This window comes from Pseudomonas frederiksbergensis (assembly GCF_003732705.1).
Taxonomy (GTDB): Bacteria; Pseudomonadota; Gammaproteobacteria; order Pseudomonadales; family Pseudomonadaceae; genus Aquipseudomonas; species Aquipseudomonas frederiksbergensis_F.
This window is the reverse complement of the sequence record NZ_MOBR01000006.1, coordinates 15,510-40,559: the sequence shown is the minus strand read 5'-3', so window position 1 is coordinate 40,559 and position 25,050 is coordinate 15,510. Positions and strand designations below refer to the sequence as shown.

The following is a 25,050-nucleotide window of genomic DNA, read 5'->3' as shown; positions in this document are numbered from 1 at the left end:
CCTTGTAGGAGCAAGGCTTGCCCGCGATTCGGGCGCCTCGGTCCTTCAGGTACACCGCGTTATCGTTCATCGCGAGCAAGCTTTGCTCCTACAGGACGTGGTGTGGCTTCTACGGGCGAACGCACCTGAATGATGAACAACGCCGCAATCACCGCCGGTATCGCGCAGAAGAAGAAAATCTGCTGCACCGGAATGTGCATCGCCAGCAGCATGCTGCCAAACAGCGGCCCGAGGATCGACCCGAAACGCCCCACGCCCAGCGCCCAACCGGTGCCGGTGGCGCGCACGTGCGCCGGGTAGAAGTTACTGGCGAAGGCGTTGAGGGTCAGTTGCCCGCCGATGATGCAGAACCCGGCGGCAAACACGCTGGCCACCAGATAACGCGGGTTGTCGTGATTGAGGCCCAGCAGAATCGTGCACAGCGCCGCCGCAGCCAGCACGCACGACAGCAGTCGCACTTTGCGTTTGAGGCGGTCGGCAAACCAGGCCATGCAGATCGCACCAAGGGTGCCAGCGAACAGGAACATCGACGTCACCAGGTTGGCTTCATTGAGTTTCAAGCCACTTTCCAGTAACAGCGTCGGCAACCAGCTGATCATGAAATACAGCAGAATCAGGCTGACGAAAAACGTGGCCCAGATCAGCAGCGTCGGCCGTGCATAACCGTTGCGAAACAATTCCAGCACCGTCAGTTTGCTGCCCTGCTCCTGCTCGTTTTGCGCGATGGACGCTGCGGGCGGTTGCCAGTCCGGCAGCATCCGTGCGGTGACTTTGCGCAGGCGTGCATAAGGGGGAGCATCGCGCAGCAGACGCGGCAGGGACTCCGGCAGGAACCAGGCCAGAAACGGGAACAACAGCAACGGGGTGACACCACCGGCGAGGAACACCGCTTGCCAGCCGAAGCTGTCGATAAAACCCGCCGCGACAAACCCGCCCGCCGCGCCGCCGAACGAGAACCCGCAAGCGGCCAGCGTCACCATCAAGGTGCGCAGGCGTGGCGGCGAATATTCCGACATCAATGCCATCGCACTCGGCATCGCCCCGCCCATGCCGATCCCGCAAATGAACCGCGCGGCCATCAGGGTATTCAGGGAGTTGGCGAACACCATCAACACGGTGAGGGTGGCGTAGATCAGTACGCAGCACAGCAGAATCCGGCGCACGCCGAATCGATCCGCCAACGGTGTAACGGCCAGAGAGCCGAGGGTCAGGCCCAACAGGTTGGCGCTGAACACCGGGCCGAACGCGGCTTTTTCCAGACCCCAATCCTGGGCCAGGGCTGGTACGACATAACCCAGGACTTGCGCGTCGTAGCCGTCGGTCACCAGCAGCAATGCCAGCAACAACAGGAGCAACCACTGATAACGGGACACAGGACGGGCGTCGAGTGCCGCCCGGAAGCTGGCAATCTGGTTGTGCATCGCGAGGTACCTGTTTTGTTTTTATGTTTGTACGCAGATCGTTCCCACGCTCCGCGTGGGAATGTCGCCATGGACGCTCCGCGTCCTCTGTGACGCGGAGCGTCACGGGATGCATTCCCACGCGGAGCGTGGGAACGATCAGCTTACTGCGGGGTGTCGGGCTGGTTTGCCGGGTGCGCCTTGATGAACGCCGGATGTGTCGCGGCCAACGCCGCCACCCGACGAATCCGTGGATACGCCTCCAACGAAATGTTGAAGCGCTCCGCTGCATACAACTGCGGAATCAGGTAAACATCCGCCAGCCCCGGCTGCTCACCCAAGCAGAAACCGGCATCCCCGATCAACTGCTCCACCGTCGTCAGCCCTTGGCTGATCCAGTGCCCGATCCACTCCACCACCTGCGGTTCATCGTGTCCCAACTGGCGCAACTTGTTCAGCACGCTGACGTTGTGCAGCGGATGCACATCGCAACCAATCACCGCTGCCACGCCGCGCTCACGGGCGCGGGCAGCGAGGTTTTTGGACAGCAGCGGCACCTGTGGATAACGTTCCTCCAGGTACTCGATGATGGCGGGCGACTGGATCAGCAGCTCACCGTCATCGGTGCGCAAGGCCGGCACCCGACCTTGCGGGTTGATCGCCAGGTACGGCGGCTGCCGGTGCTCGCCACCGGGCGGTGCGATCAGGTTGATCGGCAAGGCCTGGTAATCCAGGCCTTTGAGCGCCAACGCAATGCGCACGCGGTACGACGAGGTCGAACGGTAGTAGGTATAGAGTTCCATGACCCGCTCCTGTTAACGCGCCGGCACGACTTTGCCACGGCATTCGCCGAACCCGATGGAGGCGAAACCGTCGCGGCTGCAACGGGCGCGCAGGATGATTTCGTCGCCGTCCTCCAGGAACTTGCGCACTTCGCCCGAGGCCAGTTCGATTGGCTTTTTGCCGCCCTCGGTGATTTCCAGCAGGCTGCCGAACTGACCGTTTTCCGGGCCGGACAAAGTGCCCGAGCCGAACAGATCACCGGCCTGCAATTGGCAGCCGTTGACGCTGTGGTGCGCGACCATTTGCGCCACGGTCCAGTACATGTGTTGGGTGTTGCTGAGGGTCAGGCGATGGGCCGGCAGGTTTTGCTCGCGCATGGTTTCGGTGAGCAACAGCACTTCGAGCTCGATGTCGAAGGCGCCGCCCTCCTGATCGCGTTTGTCGGTGAGGTACGGCAGTGGCAGCGGATCACCTTCCGGGCGTGCCGGTTGTGCGCGGCGGAACGGTTCCAGCGCTTCAGCGGTGACGACCCACGGCGAGATGCTGGTGATGAAGCTTTTCGACAGGAACGGCCCCAACGGCTGGTATTCCCAAGCCTGGATATCCCGCGCCGACCAATCGTTGAGCAGACAGAAACCGGCGATGTGATTCGCGGCATCACCGATGGCGATGGAGTCGCCCATCTCGTTACCCTGGCCGATCCAGATACCCAGTTCCAATTCGTAATCCAGGCGTGCGCATGGACCGAACGTTGGCTCGGTCTGACCGGCCGGCAGGGTCTGGCCCTTCGGACGACGCACATCAGTGCCGGACGGGCGAATGGTCGAAGCGCGGCCGTGGTAGCCGATCGGCACATACTTGTAGTTCGGCAGTAACGGGTTATCCGGGCGGAACAGTTTGCCGACGTTTTGCGCATGCTCGATGCCAACGTAGAAGTCGGTGTAGTCGTTGATTTTCGCCGGCAGGTGCATCACGCAATTCGCCGCCAGTGGCAGCAGTTTTGCGCTTTGGGCTTCGAGCTTGCCGTGCAGGGTGCTGCCCTCGGTGAACAGTTCCAGCAGACGTTCGCGCAGGGCAACCCGGGCTTCGCGGCCCAGTTCGAAGAAGGCATTGAGCTGACCGCCACGGGTCGCTTCGACCGCTGTGCGCGCTGCGCCATCAAACAGCCCGACGTCCAGCGCCGCTTCCAGATCGAAAATATGCTCGCCGATGGCCACGCCGCTGCGCGGTGCCGAACCCTTCACGCTGAACACGCCCAATGGCAGGTTTTGCAGCGGGAAATCCGCATGGCCGTTGGCAGAGGCAACCCAGCTACGAGGGATGGAAGTCTGAGTCATGGGTTATCTCCGGGTCGGGTCGAAAGTGACGGGCAGCGTGGCCCAGCAGGCGTCGTAGTTGGATTGCAGTTGCGGGCATTCGAGGGCGAACTGGCTCGGGCGCAGCACTTGGCTGGTCTCGAACATGAAGGCCATGGTGTTGTCGATTTTCGCCGGGGCCAGTTCGGCGTTGATCGCTTTGGTGCAGCTTTCGCCGTCGGGACCGTGGGCGCTCATGCAGCTGTGCAAAGACGCGCCGCCGGGCACAAAGCCTTCAGCCTTGGCGTCGTATTCGCCCTTGATCAGGCCCATGAATTCGTTCATCAGGTTGCGGTGGAACCATGGCGGACGGAATGTTTTCTCGGCCACCATCCAGCGCGGCGGGAAGATCACGAAGTCCAGATTCGCCAGACCGTGGACGCTGGTCGGCGAAGTCAGGACAGTGAAAATCGATGGATCCGGGTGATCGAAACTCACGGTGCCGATGGTGTTGAAACGGCGCAGGTCATATTTGTACGGCACGTTGTTACCGTGCCAGGCCACCACGTTCAGCGGCGAATGATTGAGCTCGCAACCCCACAACTGGCCGAGGAATTTCTGCACCAGGGTGGTCGGTTGCTTGAGGTCTTCGTAATGCGCCACCGGGCTCAGGAAGTCCCGAGGATTGGCCAGGCCGTTGCTGCCGATTGGACCCAGGTCCGGCAGACGCAGCGGCGCGCCGTGGTTTTCGGCGACATAGCCGCGGGCTTGCGGGTCGAGCAATTCGACGCGGAATTTCAGACCGCGAGGCAACACGGCGATTTCCAGGGGTTCCAGTTCCAGCACACCGAGTTCAGTGGCGATGCGCAAGCGGCCCTGTTCCGGCACCAGCAACAGCTCGCCGTCGGCGTTGAAGAACACGCGCTCCATGGAACGGTTGGCGCGGTAGCTGTAGATGCTGATCCCGGCCGGTTTTTCCGCGCCGGAGTTGGCGGCCATGCTCACCAGCCCGTCGATGAAATCGGTGGGTTCGCTCGGGATGTCCAGCGGGTTCCAGCGCAGGCGATTAGGGGTCACTTCACCCAAAGGGCCGCCGGCCAGTTGCCGCTCCAGTTTGACGAAGGCCGGGTGATTGGCCGACGGCTGAATGCGGTACATCCAGGTGCGCCGCGCTTCGCTGCGGGCCATGGTGAATGCGGTGCCGGAGAACAGTTCGGTGTAGAGGCCGTACGGGACTTTTTGCGGGGAGTTCTGGCCGACGGGCAATGCGCCGGGCAACGCTTCACTGCTGAATTCGTTGCCGAAGCCTGACTGATAAGCCAGCGCTGGCGCCGTTGAATCGAGGTTCATGGAGCCTCCTGAACAGGGAGTAGGCAATGGCCTGTCGCTCTGTTGCAGAGGTCTTGGCACGCCCGGGTTATTTTTATCGTAATTGAATTACGCTTAACGTAATTTGATTGGTATTGACCGTCAAGCTATAAAGACGCCCATTCGTCCCGGGATCACACCGCCTCCATGGAAAAGCCGCGCAACAACGATAAACAGAAAGTCCGCTCGGCCGAGGTCGGCACCGACATCCTCAAGGCCTTGGCCGAACTGTCGCCCTCGACCTCGCTGTCGCGCCTGGCCGAACACGTGCAGATGCCGGCAAGCAAGGTTCATCGTTATTTGCAGGCGCTGATCGCCAGCGGTTTTGCCGAGCAGAATACCGCCACCAACCACTATGGCCTGGGCCGTGAAGCCCTGCGCGTGGGCCTCGCCGCCCTCAACAGTATGGACGTGCTGAAAGTCGCCGCCCTGCCCTTGGCCGAGTTGCGCGATGACTTGAATGAAACCTGCTTTTTGGCGGTGTGGGGCAATCAGGGTGCGACCGTGGTGCACATCGAACCGGCAGTGCGGGCGGTGACGGTGGTGACGCAATTGGGCTCGGTATTGCCGTTGCTCAGTTCTTCGACGGGACTGGTGTTCAGTGCCTTTCTGCCGGATCGGGAAACCGTGGAGTTGCGCGAACTGGAGATCCGCGCCAGTGAAGCCCATGCCCTGGCCGATGATCAGGTCTACGGGACCTTGCGTGAACAGATCCGCGAACGCGGCTTGCACCATGTGCACGGTTTGCTGATGCCGGGCGTGGATGCCTTGTCCGCACCGGTATTCAATGCGGTGGGTAATGTCGCTGCGGTGCTGACCATTGTCGGCCCGACCTCATTGTTCCACGCCGATGAAGACGGCCCGGCGGCGCAGCGTTTGCTGGCGGCGACCCGGGCCGTGAGTTGGCGGATGGGGTATCACCCGGCACCGGACACCTGATTCGACAGGCAAAAAGAGGCACTGATCAGTGCCTCTTTTTTATGGCCTCAAGACTGGATGAACCCGCGATCAGCTGATACGCGAGGTCGCCATCCCGTTGGTGTTCGCACCGGTTTGGCTGGCCACGTAAGTCAGGTAACTGGCGCCGACAGTGACGCCGGTCGCCGTCGAAATGATCTCTGCGTAATCGTTTACTTTAGAGATGAAATCCACCCCGGCCCCGACGCCCCCCACGCCCGACACCTTGCCCAGATACAACGAGATCAGGCCTACCCAAGCTGCTGCAAAATGCCCGTTGGCCGCTTCTTCATCGCCATTGTTGTAGGCGCCAATCCCCCGCACTATCGCGCGGGTGGTTTTCAGCAAACCGGTCACCAGCCCTACGGGCGGAAGAAACAGCGAAGCAACATCGGCAACAAACTCGACCACGATCATCGTGTCGCGCCAGAAGGCTTCGGAAAAACTGGTGGTCTGATGGTCCACGTCGGCGATAAAATGCTCCACCATCGGCACGTACTCATAGTGGAGGGCCGCCACCGCCCTCTTCGCATCGGACAGTTCAAGCGTGTCTTTGCCACGAAAAATGTCCTCCAGATAACTCTTCACCGGCGCCCGATCCTGTAACCGGACACACTCCAGGATGACGTTTGAAATCATCGAGTCGCGAATATCCATGGCGAAATCTTCGACACTTCGGAATATCTTGCCTTCGGCAGAGCCGGGCAGGTAGATGATCGTTTCCGAGCGTCCGCCAACGGTCCGCACAAACCGGTAGGCACCCTCTACTTGCTTGCCTTTCAAGAACAATCTGTAGACCCATCCGCTGGATGGATCGGTATGGGTTTCAACATCCAGTTGATCCAGGATTGCGTTCAACCAGTTGTAACGGTCCTGAGAGAGTTCGCCCTTGATTTTTTGAACCAGCGCCTCTTTTTGCATCTTGTTCTGTTTGAGCTTGCCATAGAGCTCAGCCCGAATAGACCGGTCCTGGGGTTTGCTTGCCAGGAATTCACGTTTCAGGGCATCAATATATTGGTCACCCGGCAACATACCGATCAGTGCATTGATGACCGCCGTATCCAACCGCCCCAGGGATTGGCCATCCCGTGATGTCAATACTGCGCTGCGCAAACGATCCTTGACCTCTGCAACAAGGCGCGCCGCCGGGCTTGCCCAGGAAAAAGCCTGAACAAACGGACTGGTATCGGAGCGCCATACTTCCCAGTTGATAAAGAGCTGGGTCAGGGTCATCGGCTCGTGGCCGTGAAGTTTGATGTTCACTTGATCCGGGTCCAGCTCCGGATGCGCACCTGAACGCTGCAGATAGCGATTGAGTTCACGCTTGGCCAGGTCGTGGGCAAACGTTTGAAAAGGCGTGATGTTGCCCTTCTCTTTCATCAAGGCAAAAATCGCCTTGTGCTCGGTGTGCAGTCGCGCAAATGCCTGACGATCGGCCAACGGCGCTTTCTGGAACCAGTCAGGCGTTGATACCTGATGCGCCTGATCAGCCCATTCCACGGCTTGTTGGACGGACATTCGCGAAGGTTTGCCCGGCTCGACCATCCAGTCGACAAACCTGATATTGCCGGTCTTGCGGGCCATCTCCAGTGCCCCGGATGCTTTCAGTTCCCGCTCTATCCTGGCCTGGTCCGTCGGGCTGGATTGACGAACGAGATAGTCGAGCCCCTCCGGGATCGCGCACCAGTCCGCCACGTATTGCACCAGTTCGGTATGGCTGGCGAACTCGAACCAATCCTGCCCATTGGGTGCACCCGGTGCGTACAGGACGTGGGGAAGCTGTGTGCCATGATCGGGTTGACCGTAAACAAGCAAATCCTTGAACGGCAAATGCCCATCACGGAACACCAGCCCCCAGACGGTGAGCGCCCGATCGCCGAGGTTGCATCGTTGGACCACATCCAGCCCCGCGGGGCTCAGGTGTTTCTGCAAACTCGCGCCAAACACCGACAATGCCGTCAGCCGACCGGCCTTTTCAATCAGTGCATCGGTGACCTGCCGTTGGCGAAAAGCAGCGCGTCGATAGTCGAGATACTTGACGCGCAGGTCCAGGGTTTCGATGACCGACTCAAGGAGACCTTGCGACAACAGCGCCGCCCGAGGTCCTTCGACTTTGAACAGGAAACGGGCCTCTTTGTTGTGTAAACCCGAGATCGACAGTTCTGTCAGGCTCATTTTTTCTTCATGTTCAATCTTCTTCGCGCCGAGCCGGAAGACATGCCGAAGCGTGACGACGATCTGGTCGGGATCGATCTGCGCCCCCGTGCGTTGGAAAAGCTGTTTTTCGACATGGCTATGGGCATAAGCCCTCAGTGAGATGGCATCGCCAGCCCGTTCATGCACATCGACTTCGGCCTGAAGATGGGCTTTTTCCAGTGCGACATAACGTTGCTGATCTGCAGGCCGTGCATCTTTCAACCAGTGTGGCCAGGCATGTCGAGTAGCGAGGTCCAGGTACCGGGCAGCACGTGCGCGCCCCTGGCTAATCCATTGACCCGGCCGTTGCGAGTTGTGGAGCGCGTCCATTGTAGTGATGAAGTCGTGCTCGCCCTCCTGGGTTTGCTTCCAGTAATGAGCAATATCCAGCGCCTGCTTTTCCAACCGCGTCGTGGTGCAGAACTTGAAAAGATCTTCCGCGATGTTGAAAAAACGGATCTTGTCGGTGTCGGTTACTGTGCCAGCCACTTCGACAGGCAGTTCATCAAGTAACAACTTTCGACTGCTTCCACTCTTTAACACAGCCGTAATATATTGATGAAGACTCGACGCATTCACGAACTTCTTCAGTCCCTCCGCCGGCAAATAAAGCGCACAGGTGAAACCGTCATTGACCGGAAAAAGTTCAGGTTTATTAGCGCCCTCAATCTGTATCACAAACGCCGATGCCAGCACTCGAGTGGTGCCATCACGCCCGGTCAATGCAATATTGAAGATCGCTTGCGGCCAGACACTCGACGCCAGATAGGCTTTGTTGATCCATACTTGTTCCGTGGCCGTCAATATTCCAGTGTTGGCACACACGTCCAGTTCGGCCCAGAACGCCTTGCCATGAAGTTGCTCGAGGCGGTCTTTCGGCGCCAGCAAATCCCGCCCCTGAGCATCCTGGCCCACCGCAGTCGCCCAATAGTCTTTCAGATGGAAGTCATAGCCTGGCACCAGATTAATCAGAACGTTCTCAATCAGTTTCTCTACCTGGTAGATGCTGAGGTCCTTGATCTGCGCGGACTGGGACGTTGAACCCGGCTGGTTGAATACGCCATAAACTCCAATCGTATATTGGGGCTTCAGCCTGCGTTCAAGGCACTCGCCAATAACCTCAAACAGCGAGCCTACCGGTTGATAGTTGTCCTTTGGATCTGCAGCCACTTTATTGATATAAATGTCATTCACATCAAGTTCAAGACCCCGTTCATTCAGAGCGTCTTGGACCAGCGTGCGAAACATCACATTGACAGTGGGAATTAAATCGCACTCAGCCGCCAGCGCCGAGTGGATTTCATTCAATACAATCAGTTTTTCATGGACGACAGGAAACGCAGTGCTTTCATTATTCATGGCAACATTCCTTTGTGGATGCGAAATGACCCTCAGTCATTTCTTCGAATGCACGCACCTTATAAAGACCCTGAATAAAATAAAAGCCGAATCCTATTTCAAACTATCTGTAATAAACAATTAACCGACAATACCCAGACTCTTTGCTCTCGCGACTGCCTGCGTCCTGCGGGCCACACCTAACTTCCCGTGAATTCTTCGCGCATGGGTCTTGACCGTGTGCAGCGATATATACAACTGCTCGGCAATTTGTTGATTGGAATTTCCTTGGGCGATCAACTCCAATACTTCCAGCTCGCGCGAGCTTAATGGGCTTACATCACTCATTTGATGCGACAGTGGCAATTTTGAAGGTCCGTCAGATACTTGCCGAACCCGTTCGGGTTGACGCAGAGTCACTTCCGTCAGTGCCTGTTGCAGGTGCCAGCGAGCAATCAATTCCCGAGCCTTTTGCCAACCTTCGCGCGCTGTTGTTTCGTCACCGGCAAGCCAGGCCAGTTCTACCTGTACCAGTTGCAACTCGGTTTCCAGGTTTGCCATGCCGTGATCGCGGGCGTGACACAGCAGTTCATCAATCTGCACGTGAGGTTTACGCCCCAAGTGGACTTGCGCCAACACCAGCAAATACTCAATCCGCGCAATCAACTCCAGTGTCGCAGGCGGCGCCTGTCGCGCATTCGGCCCCCGGTAATGGCGCAATACCCGGCTCAGCGCTTCATGGGCCAATTCCGGCCGCCCCTGTTGCAACCAGAATTGACTGCTGACCTGCAACAACACTCCGCGATACACCGTGTCGGGAATCTGCCGTTGCTGCATCAGGCGTTCAGCGTCGCGCAGGCGGATAAAGGCTTGGTCGTAGTCACCCTGATTGGCCGCCAGTTGCGCCTGGCCGAGGAAGCCGTACAACACGCGCTTGTCCTGGCTGCGCAAGCATTCGTACAGGCCCGAATCAAAGAACCCGGCGGCCCGTTCATCCTGGCCCTGACTCAAGGCCAGGCGTCCCCGGCGCAGGGCGATCCGACCCAATAGCGGCGTCGCCGGATCGGGCTGTTGACTGAGCAGTTCGTGAATGTTGGCCAACAGGCTTTCCGCGCGTCCGGCGGCGCCGCGCTGTTCCAGTAACTGCGCGTGATCGAGTTCAAGCAAGCCTTCAAACAGCAGGGAATTTTGCGCCCGCGCCAGGCACAACGCTTCGCGATTGAGGGCCTGGGCGGTTTCAAGTTCAGCGTTGAGCAGGGCTTGTTGGGTCAACCCGGACAGGCACAACAGACGCGCGGGCCAGGCTTCGGCAGCGAGCGCGTCCAGGGCCTGGAGAAAATGCTCCCGCGCAGGCGTCATCCGCCCTTGAAGATGCAACAACCAACCCATCTGGGCCTGCCAGCGCGCCAACAACTGACGCTGCTGCGTCGCGGTCGGTTGCGGCGCAAATCGCTCCAATTGGGCGATGCAGCTCGCCGCCTGATCGAAGCGGCCAGCGAACAGCAACGCCGCCGTGACCAACCCGACCAAGTGCGGCGAACCGAGCATCAGTTCATCGCCCTGCTGCTCATGCAGGCGCAGCAGCCACACCACGTTTTGCCCGAGGAACACGTGTTCGAGACTGAAATGCTGCAACAGGCTGATCGCCACTTCGAATTCTTCGGCCAATAACGCCTGTTCGAACGCCGCTTGCCAATCCTCTTCGGCGCAAAACCACTGACAGGCGCGACGGTGCCAGGAACGACCGGCCGGCCACGGCTCATCGCGCATCAACTGGCGCAGCGGCGCGAACACCTGCAACCAGTCCGGCGATGCTTGCCAGTCTTCGATAAAACACCCGCGCAGTTGCAACTCGTGCATCCAGCACGCGCCCTCCCCGGCACCGAACAGGTGTTCGCACAGGCTGGCATTGAACCGGGGCAGATGAGCCAACACTTGCCAGGCTTCAGCCAGTTCGGCGGGCAGGCTGGCGAACAGTTCGTGTTGCAAATAATCGAGTAAGGTCGCCGTGCGGCCGGGATGATTCGGGTCCTTGGCCCATTGGCAGCCATCGAGCAAAGCAATACGTACGGCAGCGCACCAACCATCGCTGCGCTGGAAAATCCGCCGCGCGGTTTTCGCCACCAACGGTGCCTCGAAGTGGCGCAGCAGTTGCTCGATTTCGGCCGCCGTCAGTGCCAGTGTCCGACCTTCGAATTCATGCAGTTCATCATCCAGCAACAGGCGCGGCCAGTTGCAATGGGGTCGCCGCCGACCGCTCAGCCACCAGGTGATCAGTGGGTTGCTGACTGCCAATAGCTGATCGAGCAGCCCGTCCAGTTCCGGCGCGGGGACACGGCAGTAGTCATCGACAAACAACCAAGTGGGCGTCTGCACCCGCGCCAGGTGCGCCAGTAGAGCAGGTTCATCCACCGCCGGCAGCTGCAGTGCTTGCGCCAGTCGCAGACACAATTCGGCCCGGCTCAGCGCGACGCCGGACAATGCGAGCCACACCACTCGATACTGCGCCGGCGCCTGCAACAAACACTCGGCCAACAGCGCACTCTTGCCGCTGCCCGCCGGCGCGCACAACAGCTTTACCCGCGCCGGTGACGCTAGCAGCGGTTCGCTCAACCGAGTTCTGGGCAGGTGATGGGACGACAGGCGAGGAAGAAATCCAGGACGGTCCAGACACGGGGTCATGGCGGTCATTGCGGCGTGCCTTTTTATAGTTGTGCCGCCACCCTAGCCCTGTGCAACACGCTTGTTGAGAAGTATTCAGAACGCTGATTGCTGCCCATAAAAAAGCGCGACCCGCCGGTCACGCACAGGACATTGCAGAAGCGAGCTTGCCCGCGATAACGGTTTTACAGTCAACATAGGTGTTGACTGCCATTTCGCCATGACGAGCAAGCTTGACCGTGGTTCACATAGAACCGGCGGTACGTGCGTTAAAGGTAGTTACGCAGCCTGGCCCCACACATCGGCCGCAATTGAATGCTGTTACAGCAAGATCGTTTTGCTGCTGGTGCCATCAGGATCATCAAGAACCTCTTGAATCGCCTCCAGTGCCCGCTGATGTAATTGGGGTTGCCCGCTGGCCTTGGCGTAAAACTTATCGACGGTGTACACATCCCCCAGCAATCCGATGAGGTCTTTCTGCAGTTTGGTGACCTGTGTCAGCTTGTGCCCTCCATAACCAAGCATCGCCAACTCAATCAGCGCATCGGTGAAATGCCCCAGGGCCTTGGCCCGGTCTCCCAGAGAATAGGCTTCGCCACCTTGCACCAGTTCCTTGGTGAGCAAAGCTGCGCCCAGTGCAATGCCGACTGGCGGATAGACGACACTGATGATGCCGACGGCCGTCACGACTGTATCGAACACGATGCCGGTGATGATCTCTTCGAGGCTCTGTGTAGCCTCGTCAACATCGGACATGACCTTGCGCAGCACCTCGTCGTAACACGTGTTTAAGTCCGTGATGCGGGAGTTACGTTCCAGCTGTGGCGCTTCGTTATAGTTCGCCAACTGTTCAAGATCCGTCATATAAGTGCCGATGAGTCGCTGATAGACCGCAGGCATCCGATCGTAGAAATAATCACCCAGGCCACGATTTTTCACCGCGCTCACGAAATCGTTGAATGGGCGCAACTCACAGCCGTCCGGCGCATTCGGGGTGTACAGGTACTCTTCGGCTTTTCCGGCAATGTACAGCCGGAAGACGAATGCACCGACCACTCTATGGTCCTTGAGACGAAGTTGGAACATCGCACTATGACGTACCGAGTCCGGCGCCTCCCCCAAGGGCGCCTCCGGTTGAGGCTGATACAAATCGAACGCGTCGACCACTTTCATCAGCTCTGAAAAATGCGTATTCGACACCCGGCCGGCAAACAGTGCCTGATAGATTGCCACCCGCATCTGCCGCTGCATGATTCCAAGGTGAAGATAACGTTTGAATCGCCCATCAGGGTGCGTGCGATTCATATAGATCGAGCGCAACATGCCGATGTACTTTGCGCCCGGACGCAACGTATTCGACCAACTGGCGATGTGGCGAATATCCAGTTTGCTGATGGGCGGATGACTCGCCTTCAGTACAAAGCGCGGGTACAAATCCCGTAGGGGAGCGGTCGCGTAAAAGTGTACTTCCCCGACAATCAATTCGGTTAGCGTCATCCTTTGACCGGGACTGATTTGCACTTCAATACGGTCCGGGTCGACCGCAACTTGTTCGCCACCAGCGAGAAGGGTTTCCTCCACCCGTTGCTTGATAAGTTGATGGCAGAAGCGCTCGTAACTGATGAAACCGCCCTGGCGCACTTCAATGGTTCTCAGTGCCCGCAGTTCACAGTTGATCCGGGTGAAAACCTGGCGTTGTTGATCGCAAGCCTGTCGATAACCGTAGGGCGTATGGCTTTCCTCTTGCGCCACCAGCCAGTTGCGATGGTTGGAAGCAAGGGTGGTCAGCGCCTCTACGCCAATAGACGGGGTAGGAGCAAGCGAGATCCCCTCCCAGAGGTTCGGCAGTTTTGAAATCTGTTTCAGATAACCACCGATGACCTCGCGATCCTGTGCGTGGGAGCGCCAGCTCAAATAGTCGCGACCGGCAGATGCCTCTATCCAACTGCCGATATCCAGGCTCACGCGCCGCAAGGACGGTAACTCGTACCAGTCTTTCCCACCGGGGGAGTTCGGGGCATAGAGCAACCAATCATCCTGGCTGGGGCTGCGGCTGTTGATGACAGCCAGCCCCATCAGTGGACGTCTGTCCTGGTGCAATTGCAATGGCGCAATGATCAGACTCTCATCGCCCCCTACGACACCGCGGACCCGCTGAAGATTGGCGTCGCTGAGATCCCCCTGCAACTTTGCCGAAAAGGCACTGAACAACAGTTGATCACGGGTGATGTTTTTCATGGCAACGAGCACGTTTGGGCGCTGGTACACCTCCCTGAACGCGCTGCCGTAATCCGCACGTACGTCACGACTCATGAGCGCTTCCAGCCAGCGTGGGTTTATGACCCTCGCACCGAAGAGCTGCAAAGAAATTTGTGGACGTCGCCCTGCGTCATGCAAACCGTGCAGCAACAAGTCAGTCAAGGAACGCTTATCCTCCTGACTGAATGTGCAACCATCCAGCGTAAATAGGTAGCGACTGGAAGTCATGACCGTATCGGGATCCGTTGGCCTCGAATACTCTTTAAATATGGCCTGGGAGGCCAGATCGCGAGCGTAAGCCTGAACGCTGGTGAAACTTCCCAGTTGGTTGTTCAGGTGGATCTGGCTGGCAATCAGGTTCTGCTCAAGCTCGCTGTAATGCAGCTTGTCGGCAACACTGGCAGACTCCAGCCATTGAGGGTGTTTTTCGATGTTGGCGGGAATAAGTTCATTCATAACGTTCATTCTGTTGCCCTCTGATTAAATTGAAACCCACCGACTTAATGCCAGCGAAAATCAATCTATTCCGAGACAACCGAACATCAAATGTGCAATTCAATACTAAAGATTCACAATTTAAACTTCATGTAACCCCGAATCTTTTTGCAGCATATAAAATTCAACTTCCAATTATCAGTAGCCCCCCCTAACCCATGGGTCAACAACTTAGCTTTCGTCACGGCGTGGGGTACACCGCTCTATCCGTAACTTCTTGTGTGTGATTTTTAACAGTAAGAGATGAAATAAACAGCGCATCGGCAATTGATTTGGAATGATCCTCGTAGACCTTCCTGCAAAATCTCGACAGCCTTTTGATCCTGCCGCCCCTTCATGACTAAACAAACAAACAAGCGAGCTTGCTCGCGAAAGCGGTGGGTCAGTCGCCGTTAATGTCGACTGACAAGCCGCCTTCGCGAGCAAGCCCGTTCCCACAGGGAGGGTGGTGATTTCTTAGCGAACGCCCTCGGCGCGCAACGCTGATGGTGTGTAGTCCGCAGCCTTGGCTTCGAAGCCGAATTCGAAGCTGTGCTTCTCTTCGTTCTTCATCCCCAGGGCGATGTAGCGGCCGGCGATGATGTCGTAGAGCGCTTCGAGGGTGTAGGCCTGGGCCTGGTGATCGTAATAGTACTGGGCGTGACCTTCGGCCACCCGCCACAATTGGCCGCGACCGTCGTAGTGATCCACCAGCGCCACTTGCCAACTGTCCTCGTCGATGTACATGTGGCGCTTGGCGTAGATGTGCCGCTCGCTCGGCTTGACCGTGCCGACCACTTCCCAGACCCGGTGCAGTTCATAGCGGGTCAGGTCCTGGTTGATATGCCCGGCCTTGATGATGTCGTCGTACTTGAGGCTTGGCGAGTCGAGTTTGTAGCTGTTGTACGGAATGTACATTTCCTTCTTGCCGATCAGTTTCCAGTCGTAGCGATCCGGTGCACCGGAGAACATGTCGAAGTTGTCGGAGGTGCGCAGGCCGTCGGCGGCGGTGCCCGGCCCGTCATACGCCACTTGCGGCGCACGCCGTACGCGGCGCTGACCGGCGTTGTAGATCCACGCCAGGCGCGGCTCCTTGACCTGATCGAGCGTCTCGTGGACCAGCAACACGTTACCGGCCAGACGCGCCGGCGCGGTCACCGATTGCTTGAAGAAGGTCAGCACGTTGGCGGCTTTTTCCGGGTCCAGATCTTTCATCAGTTGCGGCACGGCGATCTCTTCTTCGAAGCGGATCGGCGTGTAGCTGCCGTTGGTCTGCGGGGTCACTTGGGTGATGATGCGCTTGAGGTTGCCGCCGTGATAACGGGTGATGTGGTTCCACAATACCTCCACGCCGTTCTTCGGAATCGGGAACGCGTAGTAGCGGTTGCCGGTGAAGTTGGAGAGTCCGTTACCGTCGTTGATGCTGGTCACGTTCAACGCGCTGCGCTTGGCTGACTCGTAGATTTCCGGCGGCACGGCGACAGTGCGGTGGGTCGGGTAGACCGGAATCTTGTAGGTTTCCGGGTAGCGTTTGAACATCGCCACCTGGCCTTCCGAAAGTTTGTCCTTGTACTTGTCGACGGTCGCCGGGGTGATCACGAACAGCGGTTTTTCATTGGCGAACGGGTCAGCCAGGAAGCCTTTGCTGTCCACCGCGCCAGCGTTTTTCGGGATGCCGCCGGTCCAGGCCGGGATCGAGCCGTCGGCGTTGCCAGCCTTCTCCGCGCCCAGTGGCGTGAGGGTTGTACCGAGCTTTTCGGCTTCTTGCGGCGACACCGCCGCCATCACGTTGGCAGCCAACAGGCTCAGGGCCAGGGCGCCGCATTGCAGAATCATTTTGCGCATCTAAATCATCCTTCTCAGCCAGATCAGAAGTTCACGCCGAAGCTCAGCGCCAGGAAGTCGCGGTCAGTCAGGGTGTTGTAGTCCCCGCCGAAAAAGTCGGTGTAACTCAGGCTCGCGGTGTAGGTGTTGCGGTAGTCGGCATCGACGCCGACGCTGATCGCCTTGGCGCCTTCGTTGAACAGCCCGTTGGGGCCGTAGCCGCTGACGTCATGGGACCAGGACAAGTTGGGCTTGAGGTTGATACCGCCGATCACGTTGGCGTAATCAAGGATCGCCCGGGCGCGGTAGCCCCAGGAAGTCGAGGAGACGAAGCCGTCGGTGTCGCCGCCGAAACCGTACTGGCCATAGACCGAGTCCCGGCCATAACGCAGCTTGGTTTTCGACTCCAGGCCACCGACCCGCACCACCGCCGCTTCACCGACCAGAGTCAAGCGCTGTGCGCCCAGCACCTGATCGAAGAAATGCGTCAGGGTGCTCTGGATCTGGGTCACTTCCTTGCGGCGATAACCTTTGTTGTCAGAGCCCGGCCCGGAGGCAATCGGCGAGGCCGCGCCACCGGCGATCGGGTTGATCATGGCCAGGGTCAGGTCATTGGTGTTGACCTGCACCGGGGCGTTGGGGCGGTAGCTGATCTCGCCGGTCCACGCGGTGCCGGTGGGCAACGTGGTGGAGAAACTGGCGCCGTACAGGCGAATGTCTTCCGGGTATTCGAGGTAGTACTGACCGCGACCGAGCATCACGCTTTGGGCCAGGCCAGCACCGCTGCCGGGGGCCAGTTGGTTGGCGATGCCGACCATGCCGGGCAGGCTGGCCAGGGTCGACGCGCCGGCAGTGACAGTGCCGACCGTCGGCGTGCGGCTGTGGTAGTTCATGAAGTACAGACCGTACTCGGTGTCGTCACCGAGCCAGCGCAACGCCGTGCCCCACTGCCCCGAATCCCGGGCATCGCGGTCGCCGCCACGGGGCACTACCACGCCTTCGCGGGTGACCTGGATCGGCTGGCCAAAGGCTGCTGCCAGTGGCGCCAACGGTGCAATCGCCGGGCTGCCGACGGTGTAGTTGTTGTTGCAACCGTCCGCCGCCACATCGACCCCGAAGTAGGTGCCGCAGTTGTCGAGAACAGTCTGGTCCCACTCCAGCTGATAGAAGCCTTCAACGGTCAGTTGATCGGTCAGGCCCTGGGAACCGAACAGCATGTTCACCGGGATCAAGCCTTCCTTGATCTCCGCGCCTGGACGACGAAACGCGGACACGTCGATCGGGTTGATGCTGTTGATCGAGTTGCCGATGAAGGTACTTTCGCCCCAACTGACCACCTGCTTGCCGGCACGCACGGTGCCCGGCAAATCGGCGATGGAATAGTTGTGATAGATGAAGGCGTCGAGGATCTGCGCGCCGGAGGATTTCGCGCCCTCCTTGCGCCCGCTGTCGCTGATCTGTTTGAACTCGCGGTCCTCGTCCTTCAGTTCGAAGTCGTACCAGTACTTGCCGCGCACAAACACACCGGTGTCGCCGTATTTCAGCTCGAGGTCGTGGATACCCTTGACGATCTTGGAGAAGGTTTCGCCCTTCTTGAAGTTCAGCCGCCCGTCGTCACCGGTCGAAGATTGGCCCGTACCGCCGTTGACTGTGCCCACCAACGACTTGTCTGCATCGCGCATGCCCCAGCTCGCGCCGACGGACAACGAAGAATCGAACGTGCCCTCGATTTCCCCGATATTGAATGCAACGGCCTGGGCCTGTGCGCAGCAACCCAAAGCCACCGCAGCGGCAAGCGCCTGCGGCGTGAAGATGGCGCGCATTGTTGTTTTTGTCATGCGTCTTCCCCGGTGAGTGACAGAAGGCCCCACCCTACTGCCGCGCGCCAGGAGCGATAAGCGCACCAAGGAGGTATTCGCGTTGTACCTCTAAAGGATGAATGCCCGCACGGGACGGGGTTTTGCGCGGGGTATGGATGGGCTGGATGGCGGGTTATCAGGGGAATGGATGGGCGCATTGGCGAGGTGCAGCAGGACTGTTACACGCCCCGTAACAGTGCATGTCACGAATCGCTATTTTTCCTTTGGGTTCAAACCCTTATTCTTGCCGGGCTTTCACGGGAAACCGCCGCAAAGCACGACGCGATGGCCTGTGTTGAACCCCAGGTCTTTCGCGCAAGATTTCAGATGAGTTGAAACGTATTTCGAGTCATCGCCCCGTGTTCACTGACGTTGATTTATTGCTCCTTGATCTACGTCTTACTTCGGCCGCTGCGTTTGCAGCGGCCTTTTTTATGGGCGATGGTTTTTCAGCGGGGAGGTGGTGAAGAGATTGGCAGGGCTCAGGCAAGCCCTGCCGGGTGACGCGTGATCAGAGGGCATACTTCTGCAAATTCCCCATCATTTCCTTCAACGCTTCAATATTGTCCTTCGGATGCGCAGCCCCTTCGAAATCACAAATCTGCTGCCAATGCGCCGCCACATCCTCAGGCGAGAACCCCACCCGCGGATCAAACCCGGCACCAAGGCTGCGCTCCCAACGGACCTTGCCCATCCAGCCGCCGCCCACTTCAAACAGCCCTGAAGTTTCCTGGCAATTCTCACTGGCCAGGTACACCACCAATGGGCTGACCAGTTCCGGTTTCAGTTGTTCGAACACTTGCGGCGGGATCAGGCCTTCGGTCATGCGCGTGCCGCCGGTGGGCGCGATGGCGTTGACCAGGATGTTGTTCTTGCGGCCTTCGATGGCCAGGGTGCGGGTCAGGCCGTAGAGGCCGAGTTTGGCCATGCCGTAGTTGGACTGGCCGAAGTTGCCGTAGATGCCCGAGGTCGAGGCGGTGAAGATCACGCGGCCGTAGTTTTGTTCACGCAGATGCGGCCACGCGGCGCGGGTAACTTTGTAGGCGCCTTCGACGTGGACGCGATAAACCAAGTCCCAGTCGGCGTCGTCCATTTTGTGGAAAGTCTTGTCCCGCAGGATGCCCGCGTTGTTGACCACGACATCGACGCGGCCAAAGACGTCGAGGGCGTTTTGCACGAGTTTGTCGCCGTCGGTGACGGAGTCGTGGTTGGCCTCGGCGGTGCCACCGGCCTCGCGAATTTCGGCGACCACACGGTCTGCTGCCGAGGCGTTGGCGCCTTCGCCCTGAGCTGTGCCGCCGAGATCATTGACCAGCACTTTGGCGCCCTGTTTGGCAAACAGCAGCGCATGGGCCCGGCCGAGACCGCCGCCGGCGCCGGTGATGATCACGACTTTATCTTCGAAGCGCACAGACTCATTCATGGGGGACTCCAGCAGGCCAAGGGACGATGACCTCGAGTGTCAGGCACGGGGCGGCGGGTCACAATCAAGACGAGGGGGCTGAATGGTGTGCGATAAGGCTGGGGGATGATGAGGTGAATGCTGTGGAATCTGTAGGAGCAAAGCTTGCTCGCGAAAGCGTCGTGTCAGCCAACATCATCGTTGGATGTGCCGCCGTCTTCGCGAGCAAGCTTCGCTCCTACAGGGATTGGGGTCACGAACACGCTCGCTTGAGCGGCGCCGAAACCAGCCGATCACGAAACTCCAGGTAATGCTTGAGCACCTGCGCTGGCGCTTCAGTCTGCGGGTAGTGACCAATGCCGGGCAGCAACACCGTGTCGGGATTAGGAATCAGCTCCCGATAACGCTCGACCATGTGCGCCCCGGAAATCGGATCGACCTCGCCATCGATCACCCGCAACGGCACTTCAGTGCTCTGCATGGTGCTGACCCAACGATCACGCTGCACACGTCGCTCCGGAATATAGCCGATCAATTTATGCATGACCCGGGGCCCGTGGTTGCTATCGATCAGGCTCCAGAAATCGTCCATCTCACTTTCGGTAGGCCGGGTTTGCGGACCAAAAATCTGCCGGAAGCTTTTCACCAGCGCGTCACGGGTAAAGGCGCGGCCAATCATCCAGCCCAAGGGGCTGAGCAGGAGTTTTTGCGTCAGCAGCGGCCGATGGGTTTCAGGGAACAAGCCACCATTGAGGAACACGCAACTGGCGATATTCACTTGCGCCTCATGATGCCGGGCCAGCAATTCCTGGGCCACGCTGTCGCCGTAATCGTGGGCCAGCAGATGCACCGGCTGCTCGATGTTCAGATGCGCCAGCAACGCCTGCTGCAAGTCGGCTTGCTCCAACAGGCTGTACTCGTGGTTCACCGGTTTGGCCGAATCGCCGAAGCCGAGCATGTCGCAGGCAATCACCCGATAGCGCTGCGTAAGCGGCTGCCACAGGTAATGCCAGTCCCAACTGGCGGTTGGAAAACCGTGGATCAGCAGGAGCGGCTCACCCTGCCCAGCCGTCCAGTAGCGGATGGCCTGGCCACGGAATACGAAGGTCTGGCCGCGTTTGCGCCAGACACACAGCGGGATTTCGGCAAGTGCCATTAGAGTTTATAACCCGGGTCTTGTTTATCGAGTTTGCGCAGCAGCGCTGGCCAGGCCAGTGCGCCACCCATCCCTTGAGCACTTTTGGTGACGCCGGCGATCATCGCCTTGGCGCCCGCCAGAATCTGCGGCTCGATGGCGATCAGCTCGGCGCCACCGTTTTGTGCAAGCACCTGGATATCGCAGGCACGCTGGAAGGTGAACATCATCAAAAAGGTGTCGGCGATGGTGCCGCCACAGGTCAGCAGACCGTGGTTGTGCAGCATCAGAAAATTGTTTTCGCCGAGGTCGGCTTGCAGACGCGCCTTCTCTTCGTGGTTCAGCGCAACGCCTTCGTAGGCGTGATACGCCAGGCTCGACAGCACAAACAGAGATTGCTGGCTGATCGGCAAAATGCCCTGCTTCTGCGCCGACACTGCCACGCCCGCAGCAGTGTGGGTATGCAGCACGCAGACCACGTCGTGACGCACTTCATGCACGGCGCTGTGGATGGTGTAACCCGCCGGGTTGATCTCGTAGGGACTGTCCATCAGCTTGTTGCCCGCCTGATCGACCTTGACCAGGCTCGACGCCGTGATCTCGTGAAACATCAGCCCGAACGGGTTGATCAGAAAGTCTTCGGTGCCCGGCACCTTGGCCGAGATGTGGGTAAAGATCAGATCATCCCAGCCATGGGACGCAACCAGACGATAACAGGCAGCCAGATCGACGCGGGTCTGCCACTCGGCGGCACTGACTTGATCTTTGACACTGTGGGGCGTTTGGACGGGGGCAACACTCACGGCAAGGACCTCGCTTTCTTATTGTTTTACACACGTGTCAGCAGTCTAGTCAGCCCTCGGAGTTCGTGTAGTTGCATTCGCAGCCAGCTTGATGGCCGAGCGAGTCAGGGACGCCATGACCTTGGATCCATGTCAAAGGACCGACGCCAACAAGGGTGCAGCGAACAGATTCAGCAACCCCGTCAGAACCATGACCAATCCCGCCACCGAGCCCTCTTCACCGCCCACTTCATGGGCCCGACTGACCCCGGCGCCGTGGGCACCGACACCGAACAAGGCACCTCTTGCGAGCGCGCTGCGCAGTGGCAACCACTTGAGCAGGATGCCGCCGAGCATTGCCCCGAACACCCCGGTGAACATCACAAACACCGCCGTCAATTCCGGTACGCCGCCGAGGTCGTGGGCCAGGGGCATGGCGAAGGGTGTGGTGATCGATCGGGGCACCAGTGACATCGTCACCGAGCTGTCCAGCGCCAACGCCTTGGCCAGCCCGAACGAACTGCCGATGGACGCCGCGCTGCCCGCGAGCATCCCGAGCAACAACGCCGACCAGTGCCGCGCCAACATCTGTCGTTGCTGCCAGATCGGCACCGCGAACGCCACGGTGACCGGCCCCAGCACCAGCATCAGCCAATGGGTGTTGCTCGAATATTCGGCATAGGCCGTGTGCAGCGGCACGGCGAGGGCCAGCAGCAACACCGGGACCAGAATCAGCGGCGACAACAGATAACGACCCGTGCGCCGATAGATCCAGCGACTGAACAAATAGGCCAGCAACGTGAAGGCCAGCCAGAACATCGGCATCAGCTCAAGCTTCATGGGGCCTCCTCAACCGAACGACCAGCTCCACGGTAAACGCCGTCACCAACATCACCATCAAGGTGCTGACGCCGATCACCAGCAAAATCCGCCAGCCGTCGTCGCGCAGCAAGCCGCCGTAATCGAGCAGGCTCATCAACGCAGGAATAAAGAACAACAGCATCTCGGCCATCAACAACCCGGCCCCCATCTGCAACGCGGCGGGTTTCACCCACCCGAACGCAAACGCCAACAGCAACAACGCCATGCCAATCACGCCACCCGGAATCGGCCAGGCAAACCAGGCGGCCAATTGGCAGCCGAGCAGGTAGATCGCCAGCAGCACGGCCAGTTCGGCGATCAGTCGGGAAAGGTATTTGACGGTGATTGATTTCATGGTTGCGGTCCTCACAGGCACTCATTTTAAGGAGCGAGCTACTATCCCAGAAGCGAATTGTTAGACTCACCGGCATTCCAAATTGGAATCAGGCTATGGAATTCAAACAGCTACGCAGCTTTATCGAAGTCATGCACCAGGGTGGTTTTACTCAGGCAGCCAAGACCTTGCACATCAGCCAATCGGCGGTGAGCAAGCAGGTCGCACAACTGGAGCAAAGCCTGGGCACGCCGCTGCTTGAACGCCTGGGCTCACAGTTGCGCCTGACCGCCGCCGGTAGCGTGGTGCTGCAACGGGCCGAGGGCATGCTGCGCCTGCGCAACGAATTGCTCAGTGAACTGGACGATTTGAGCCAATTGGCTCGCGGAGAACTGCGTCTGGGGTTGCCGCTGCTGGGCAGTGACGCGTTGTTCGCCGGACTGTTCGCCGAGTACCGGCGACGCTACCCGAACATCAGCATTCATCTGCTTGAAGGCGGCAGCCGGAACATCGAGCAGGCGGTGTTGAGCGGCGAACTGGAACTGGGCGGCAGTTTGCTACCGAAGGATCCGCAATTCGCGTTTCAGCCGTTCTGCGATGAACCGCTGGACGCGCTGCTGCCCGCCGATCATCCGTTGGCAGCGAAGAGCGTGATTGGTCTGGAGGAATTGGCGGACACGCCGTTTCTGCTGTATCAGCGCAGCTTCGTGCTCAATGACCGGCTGCTTCAAGCTTGCCAACAATTGGGGTTTACGCCCAAGGAAGGCGGGCGCAGCGGCCAGGCGGATTTTCTCGCGGCGCTGGTGGCCGCCGGGCAAGGCGTAGTGCTGCTGCCCAGTGTGGTTGCGCGCGGGTTGGTGCGGCCAGGCGTGGTGCGCCTGACCTTAAATGCGCCGGCGTATCTGCGCTGGGACATTGCCTTTATCTGGCGCCAGGGCGCGTACCTGTCAAAAGCCGCCCAGGCCTGGCTCGCGCTGCTGCGTGAGCGTCCGGTCAGCCCCGCAGAGCGCTGACCAGCTCCGCCAGCCAAGGCTCGGCGTCGGTTTCCGGGGTGACGCTTTCACTGGCATCCAGGCGCAGCATCGGCAGCACTTCGCGCAGGCCCAATTCGCTGAACAATTCGCGCATCTGCTCACCGCCGCCGCAAAACGTATCACCGTAGCTCGCGTCGCCCAGGCCGATGACGGCCCCCGGCAAACCGCGCCAGGCGGCAGGCAACTGATCGCGAATCATCGAGTACAGCGGTTGCAGGTTGTCCGGCAGTTCGCCCATGCCCGTGGTCGAGGTCACGGCCAGGAAGGCTTCGGGGCCGAATGCCTGAACGTCGGCCAGGCTGGCACGGGGGTTGTGCCAGGTCTCGAAACCGGCTTCTTGCAAAATATTCGCGGCGTGCCGGGCGACTTCTTCAGCCGTGCCGTACACCGAGCCGGAAAGGATGGCGACTTTCATCAATCTGTTCCTGAAGCTGTAAAAGACCGGCGATATTAACAGCACCGGCAAAAAACCTGCGAATGGCTCTAAATTAGCCTTGATGGCCAGTAGACAGCCCATTTTGTTCTTCTAGAATGCAGCGCTCAATCAACTTGGAAAGGATTCTCTGATGATCAACGCTCAATTGCTGCAAATGGTGATCAACGCTTCGAACGACGGCATCGTGATTGCCGAGAAGGAAGGCGAGCAAGACAACATCCTGATTTACGTCAACCCGGCCTTCGAACGCCTGACCGGTTATAGCAGCGAAGAAATCCTTTACCAGGACTGCCGCTTCCTGCAATCCGGCGATCGGGATCAAGAGGCTCTGGTGTTGATTCGCAACGCATTGGACAGCGGCGGTTCATGCCGGGAAATCCTGCGCAACTACCGCAAGGACGGCACGCCATTCTGGAACGAGCTGTCCCTTTCGACGGTTAAAAACGAAAGCGACGGACAAACCTACTTTGTGGGTGTACAAAAAGATGTGACGGTGCAGGTCAAGGCGCAGCAGCGGGTTGCGCAACTGGAAGCGCAAGTCGCTGAATTGCAGGCCGAGCTGGCGGCACTTAAAACGACGAACGGCGAAAACAAAACTGCGAATTAATTGTCATTAACTACAATCACCGATGACTTTGTAACTTTTATTTAC

At 59.0% G+C, this 25,050-nt stretch carries 18 protein-coding genes; 3 read left to right on the top strand and 15 right to left on the bottom strand.

Annotation, left to right across the window (positions count from 1 at the left end; all coding sequences use genetic code 11):
- Positions 1-59: 59 nt before the first annotated feature.
- From BK667_RS04965 to hmgA, 4 genes are all read right to left on the bottom strand, one after another.
- Complete coding sequence (locus BK667_RS04965) at positions 60-1,421, bottom strand: MFS transporter (protein WP_123596960.1); 1,362 nt, start codon at positions 1,419-1,421, stop codon at positions 60-62.
- A gap of 143 nt (positions 1,422-1,564) precedes the next feature.
- Positions 1,565-2,203 (bottom strand): maleylacetoacetate isomerase, encoded by a 639-nt coding sequence (maiA, locus tag BK667_RS04960; RefSeq protein WP_123596959.1) that lies wholly within the window; start codon positions 2,201-2,203, stop codon positions 1,565-1,567.
- Positions 2,204-2,215: 12 nt separating this feature from the next.
- Entirely contained in the window at positions 2,216-3,520 is a 1,305-nt protein-coding gene (gene fahA / locus BK667_RS04955) for a fumarylacetoacetase (protein ID WP_123596958.1), read from the bottom strand.
- A gap of 3 nt (positions 3,521-3,523) precedes the next feature.
- Complete coding sequence (gene hmgA / locus BK667_RS04950; protein ID WP_123596957.1) at positions 3,524-4,828, bottom strand: homogentisate 1,2-dioxygenase; 1,305 nt, start codon at positions 4,826-4,828, stop codon at positions 3,524-3,526.
- A 165-nt stretch (positions 4,829-4,993) separates the two neighbouring features.
- Between hmgA and BK667_RS04945 the strand changes: the two genes are divergently transcribed.
- The gene (locus BK667_RS04945) at positions 4,994-5,785 is read left to right on the top strand and encodes an IclR family transcriptional regulator (protein WP_123515210.1); all 792 of its coding nucleotides are present in this window, start codon (positions 4,994-4,996) and stop codon (positions 5,783-5,785) included.
- Positions 5,786-5,854: 69 nt separating this feature from the next.
- On the opposite strand, the gene BK667_RS04940 is transcribed toward BK667_RS04945, so the two are convergent.
- The 10 genes from BK667_RS04940 to BK667_RS04895 form a co-directional block, all read right to left on the bottom strand.
- Entirely contained in the window at positions 5,855-9,358 is a 3,504-nt protein-coding gene (locus BK667_RS04940; RefSeq protein WP_123596956.1) for a dermonecrotic toxin domain-containing protein, read from the bottom strand.
- 120 nt (positions 9,359-9,478) lie between these two features.
- Positions 9,479-12,028, bottom strand: a complete 2,550-nt coding sequence (locus BK667_RS04935) for a LuxR C-terminal-related transcriptional regulator (protein WP_123596955.1) — start codon at positions 12,026-12,028, stop codon at positions 9,479-9,481.
- 291 nt (positions 12,029-12,319) lie between these two features.
- Positions 12,320-14,713, bottom strand: coding sequence for a dermonecrotic toxin domain-containing protein (locus tag BK667_RS04930; protein ID WP_259697855.1), 2,394 nt, complete (start codon positions 14,711-14,713; stop codon positions 12,320-12,322).
- A gap of 495 nt (positions 14,714-15,208) precedes the next feature.
- A complete protein-coding gene (locus BK667_RS04925; RefSeq protein ID WP_123596953.1) occupies positions 15,209-16,576 on the bottom strand; it encodes a DUF1329 domain-containing protein in 1,368 nt (455 codons plus the stop codon).
- Between the two features lie 23 nt (positions 16,577-16,599).
- Positions 16,600-18,393, bottom strand: coding sequence for a DUF1302 domain-containing protein (locus BK667_RS04920; RefSeq protein ID WP_123596952.1), 1,794 nt, complete (start codon positions 18,391-18,393; stop codon positions 16,600-16,602).
- A gap of 532 nt (positions 18,394-18,925) precedes the next feature.
- Positions 18,926-19,837, bottom strand: a complete 912-nt coding sequence (locus BK667_RS04915) for an SDR family oxidoreductase (RefSeq protein WP_123596951.1) — start codon at positions 19,835-19,837, stop codon at positions 18,926-18,928.
- A gap of 232 nt (positions 19,838-20,069) precedes the next feature.
- Positions 20,070-20,972 (bottom strand): alpha/beta fold hydrolase, encoded by a 903-nt coding sequence (locus tag BK667_RS04910; protein WP_123515225.1) that lies wholly within the window; start codon positions 20,970-20,972, stop codon positions 20,070-20,072.
- Entirely contained in the window at positions 20,972-21,754 is a 783-nt protein-coding gene (locus BK667_RS04905) for a class II aldolase/adducin family protein (protein ID WP_123515227.1), read from the bottom strand. Before BK667_RS04905 ends, BK667_RS04910 begins: the two co-directional genes overlap by 1 nt.
- Before the next feature lie 132 nt (positions 21,755-21,886).
- Entirely contained in the window at positions 21,887-22,573 is a 687-nt protein-coding gene (locus BK667_RS04900; RefSeq protein ID WP_123515229.1) for an LrgB family protein, read from the bottom strand.
- On the bottom strand, positions 22,563-22,949 hold the full coding sequence (locus BK667_RS04895) for a CidA/LrgA family protein (RefSeq protein ID WP_123596950.1): 387 nt from the start codon (positions 22,947-22,949) through the stop codon (positions 22,563-22,565). Before BK667_RS04895 ends, BK667_RS04900 begins: the two co-directional genes overlap by 11 nt.
- A gap of 95 nt (positions 22,950-23,044) precedes the next feature.
- Between BK667_RS04895 and BK667_RS04890 the strand changes: the two genes are divergently transcribed.
- Positions 23,045-23,941 carry a LysR family transcriptional regulator gene (locus BK667_RS04890; protein WP_123515233.1) on the top strand — a complete coding sequence of 299 codons (897 nt, stop codon included), beginning with the start codon at positions 23,045-23,047 and terminating at the stop codon, positions 23,939-23,941.
- Here BK667_RS04890 and BK667_RS04885 read toward each other — a convergent pair.
- Positions 23,922-24,377, bottom strand: coding sequence for a flavodoxin (locus BK667_RS04885; RefSeq protein WP_123596949.1), 456 nt, complete (start codon positions 24,375-24,377; stop codon positions 23,922-23,924). The two genes, BK667_RS04890 and BK667_RS04885, sit on opposite strands and share 20 nt — an antisense overlap.
- Positions 24,378-24,528: 151 nt before the next feature.
- On the opposite strand from BK667_RS04885, the gene BK667_RS04880 reads away from it, so the two are divergent.
- Complete coding sequence (locus BK667_RS04880) at positions 24,529-25,005, top strand: PAS domain-containing protein (protein WP_123515237.1); 477 nt, start codon at positions 24,529-24,531, stop codon at positions 25,003-25,005.
- Positions 25,006-25,050 lie beyond the last annotated feature (45 nt).

Bases quoted from the DNA above. Each gene is read 5' to 3' on its own strand.
- BK667_RS04965 (WP_123596960.1), bottom strand. From the start codon at position 1,421: ATGCACAACCAGATTGCCAGCTTCCGGGCGGCACTCGACGCCCGTCCT.
- maiA (WP_123596959.1), bottom strand. From the start codon at position 2,203: ATGGAACTCTATACCTACTACCGTTCGACCTCGTCGTACCGCGTGCGC.
- fahA (WP_123596958.1), bottom strand. From the start codon at position 3,520: ATGACTCAGACTTCCATCCCTCGTAGCTGGGTTGCCTCTGCCAACGGC.
- hmgA (WP_123596957.1), bottom strand. From the start codon at position 4,828: ATGAACCTCGATTCAACGGCGCCAGCGCTGGCTTATCAGTCAGGCTTC.
- BK667_RS04945 (WP_123515210.1), top strand. From the start codon at position 4,994: ATGGAAAAGCCGCGCAACAACGATAAACAGAAAGTCCGCTCGGCCGAG.
- BK667_RS04940 (WP_123596956.1), bottom strand. From the start codon at position 9,358: ATGAATAATGAAAGCACTGCGTTTCCTGTCGTCCATGAAAAACTGATT.
- BK667_RS04935 (WP_123596955.1), bottom strand. From the start codon at position 12,028: ATGACCGCCATGACCCCGTGTCTGGACCGTCCTGGATTTCTTCCTCGC.
- BK667_RS04930 (WP_259697855.1), bottom strand. From the start codon at position 14,713: ATGAATGAACTTATTCCCGCCAACATCGAAAAACACCCTCAATGGCTG.
- BK667_RS04925 (WP_123596953.1), bottom strand. From the start codon at position 16,576: ATGCGCAAAATGATTCTGCAATGCGGCGCCCTGGCCCTGAGCCTGTTG.
- BK667_RS04920 (WP_123596952.1), bottom strand. From the start codon at position 18,393: ATGACAAAAACAACAATGCGCGCCATCTTCACGCCGCAGGCGCTTGCC.
- BK667_RS04915 (WP_123596951.1), bottom strand. From the start codon at position 19,837: ATGAATGAGTCTGTGCGCTTCGAAGATAAAGTCGTGATCATCACCGGC.
- BK667_RS04910 (WP_123515225.1), bottom strand. From the start codon at position 20,972: ATGGCACTTGCCGAAATCCCGCTGTGTGTCTGGCGCAAACGCGGCCAG.
- BK667_RS04900 (WP_123515229.1), bottom strand. From the start codon at position 22,573: ATGAAGCTTGAGCTGATGCCGATGTTCTGGCTGGCCTTCACGTTGCTG.
- BK667_RS04895 (WP_123596950.1), bottom strand. From the start codon at position 22,949: ATGAAATCAATCACCGTCAAATACCTTTCCCGACTGATCGCCGAACTG.
- BK667_RS04890 (WP_123515233.1), top strand. From the start codon at position 23,045: ATGGAATTCAAACAGCTACGCAGCTTTATCGAAGTCATGCACCAGGGT.
- BK667_RS04885 (WP_123596949.1), bottom strand. From the start codon at position 24,377: ATGAAAGTCGCCATCCTTTCCGGCTCGGTGTACGGCACGGCTGAAGAA.
- BK667_RS04880 (WP_123515237.1), top strand. From the start codon at position 24,529: ATGATCAACGCTCAATTGCTGCAAATGGTGATCAACGCTTCGAACGAC.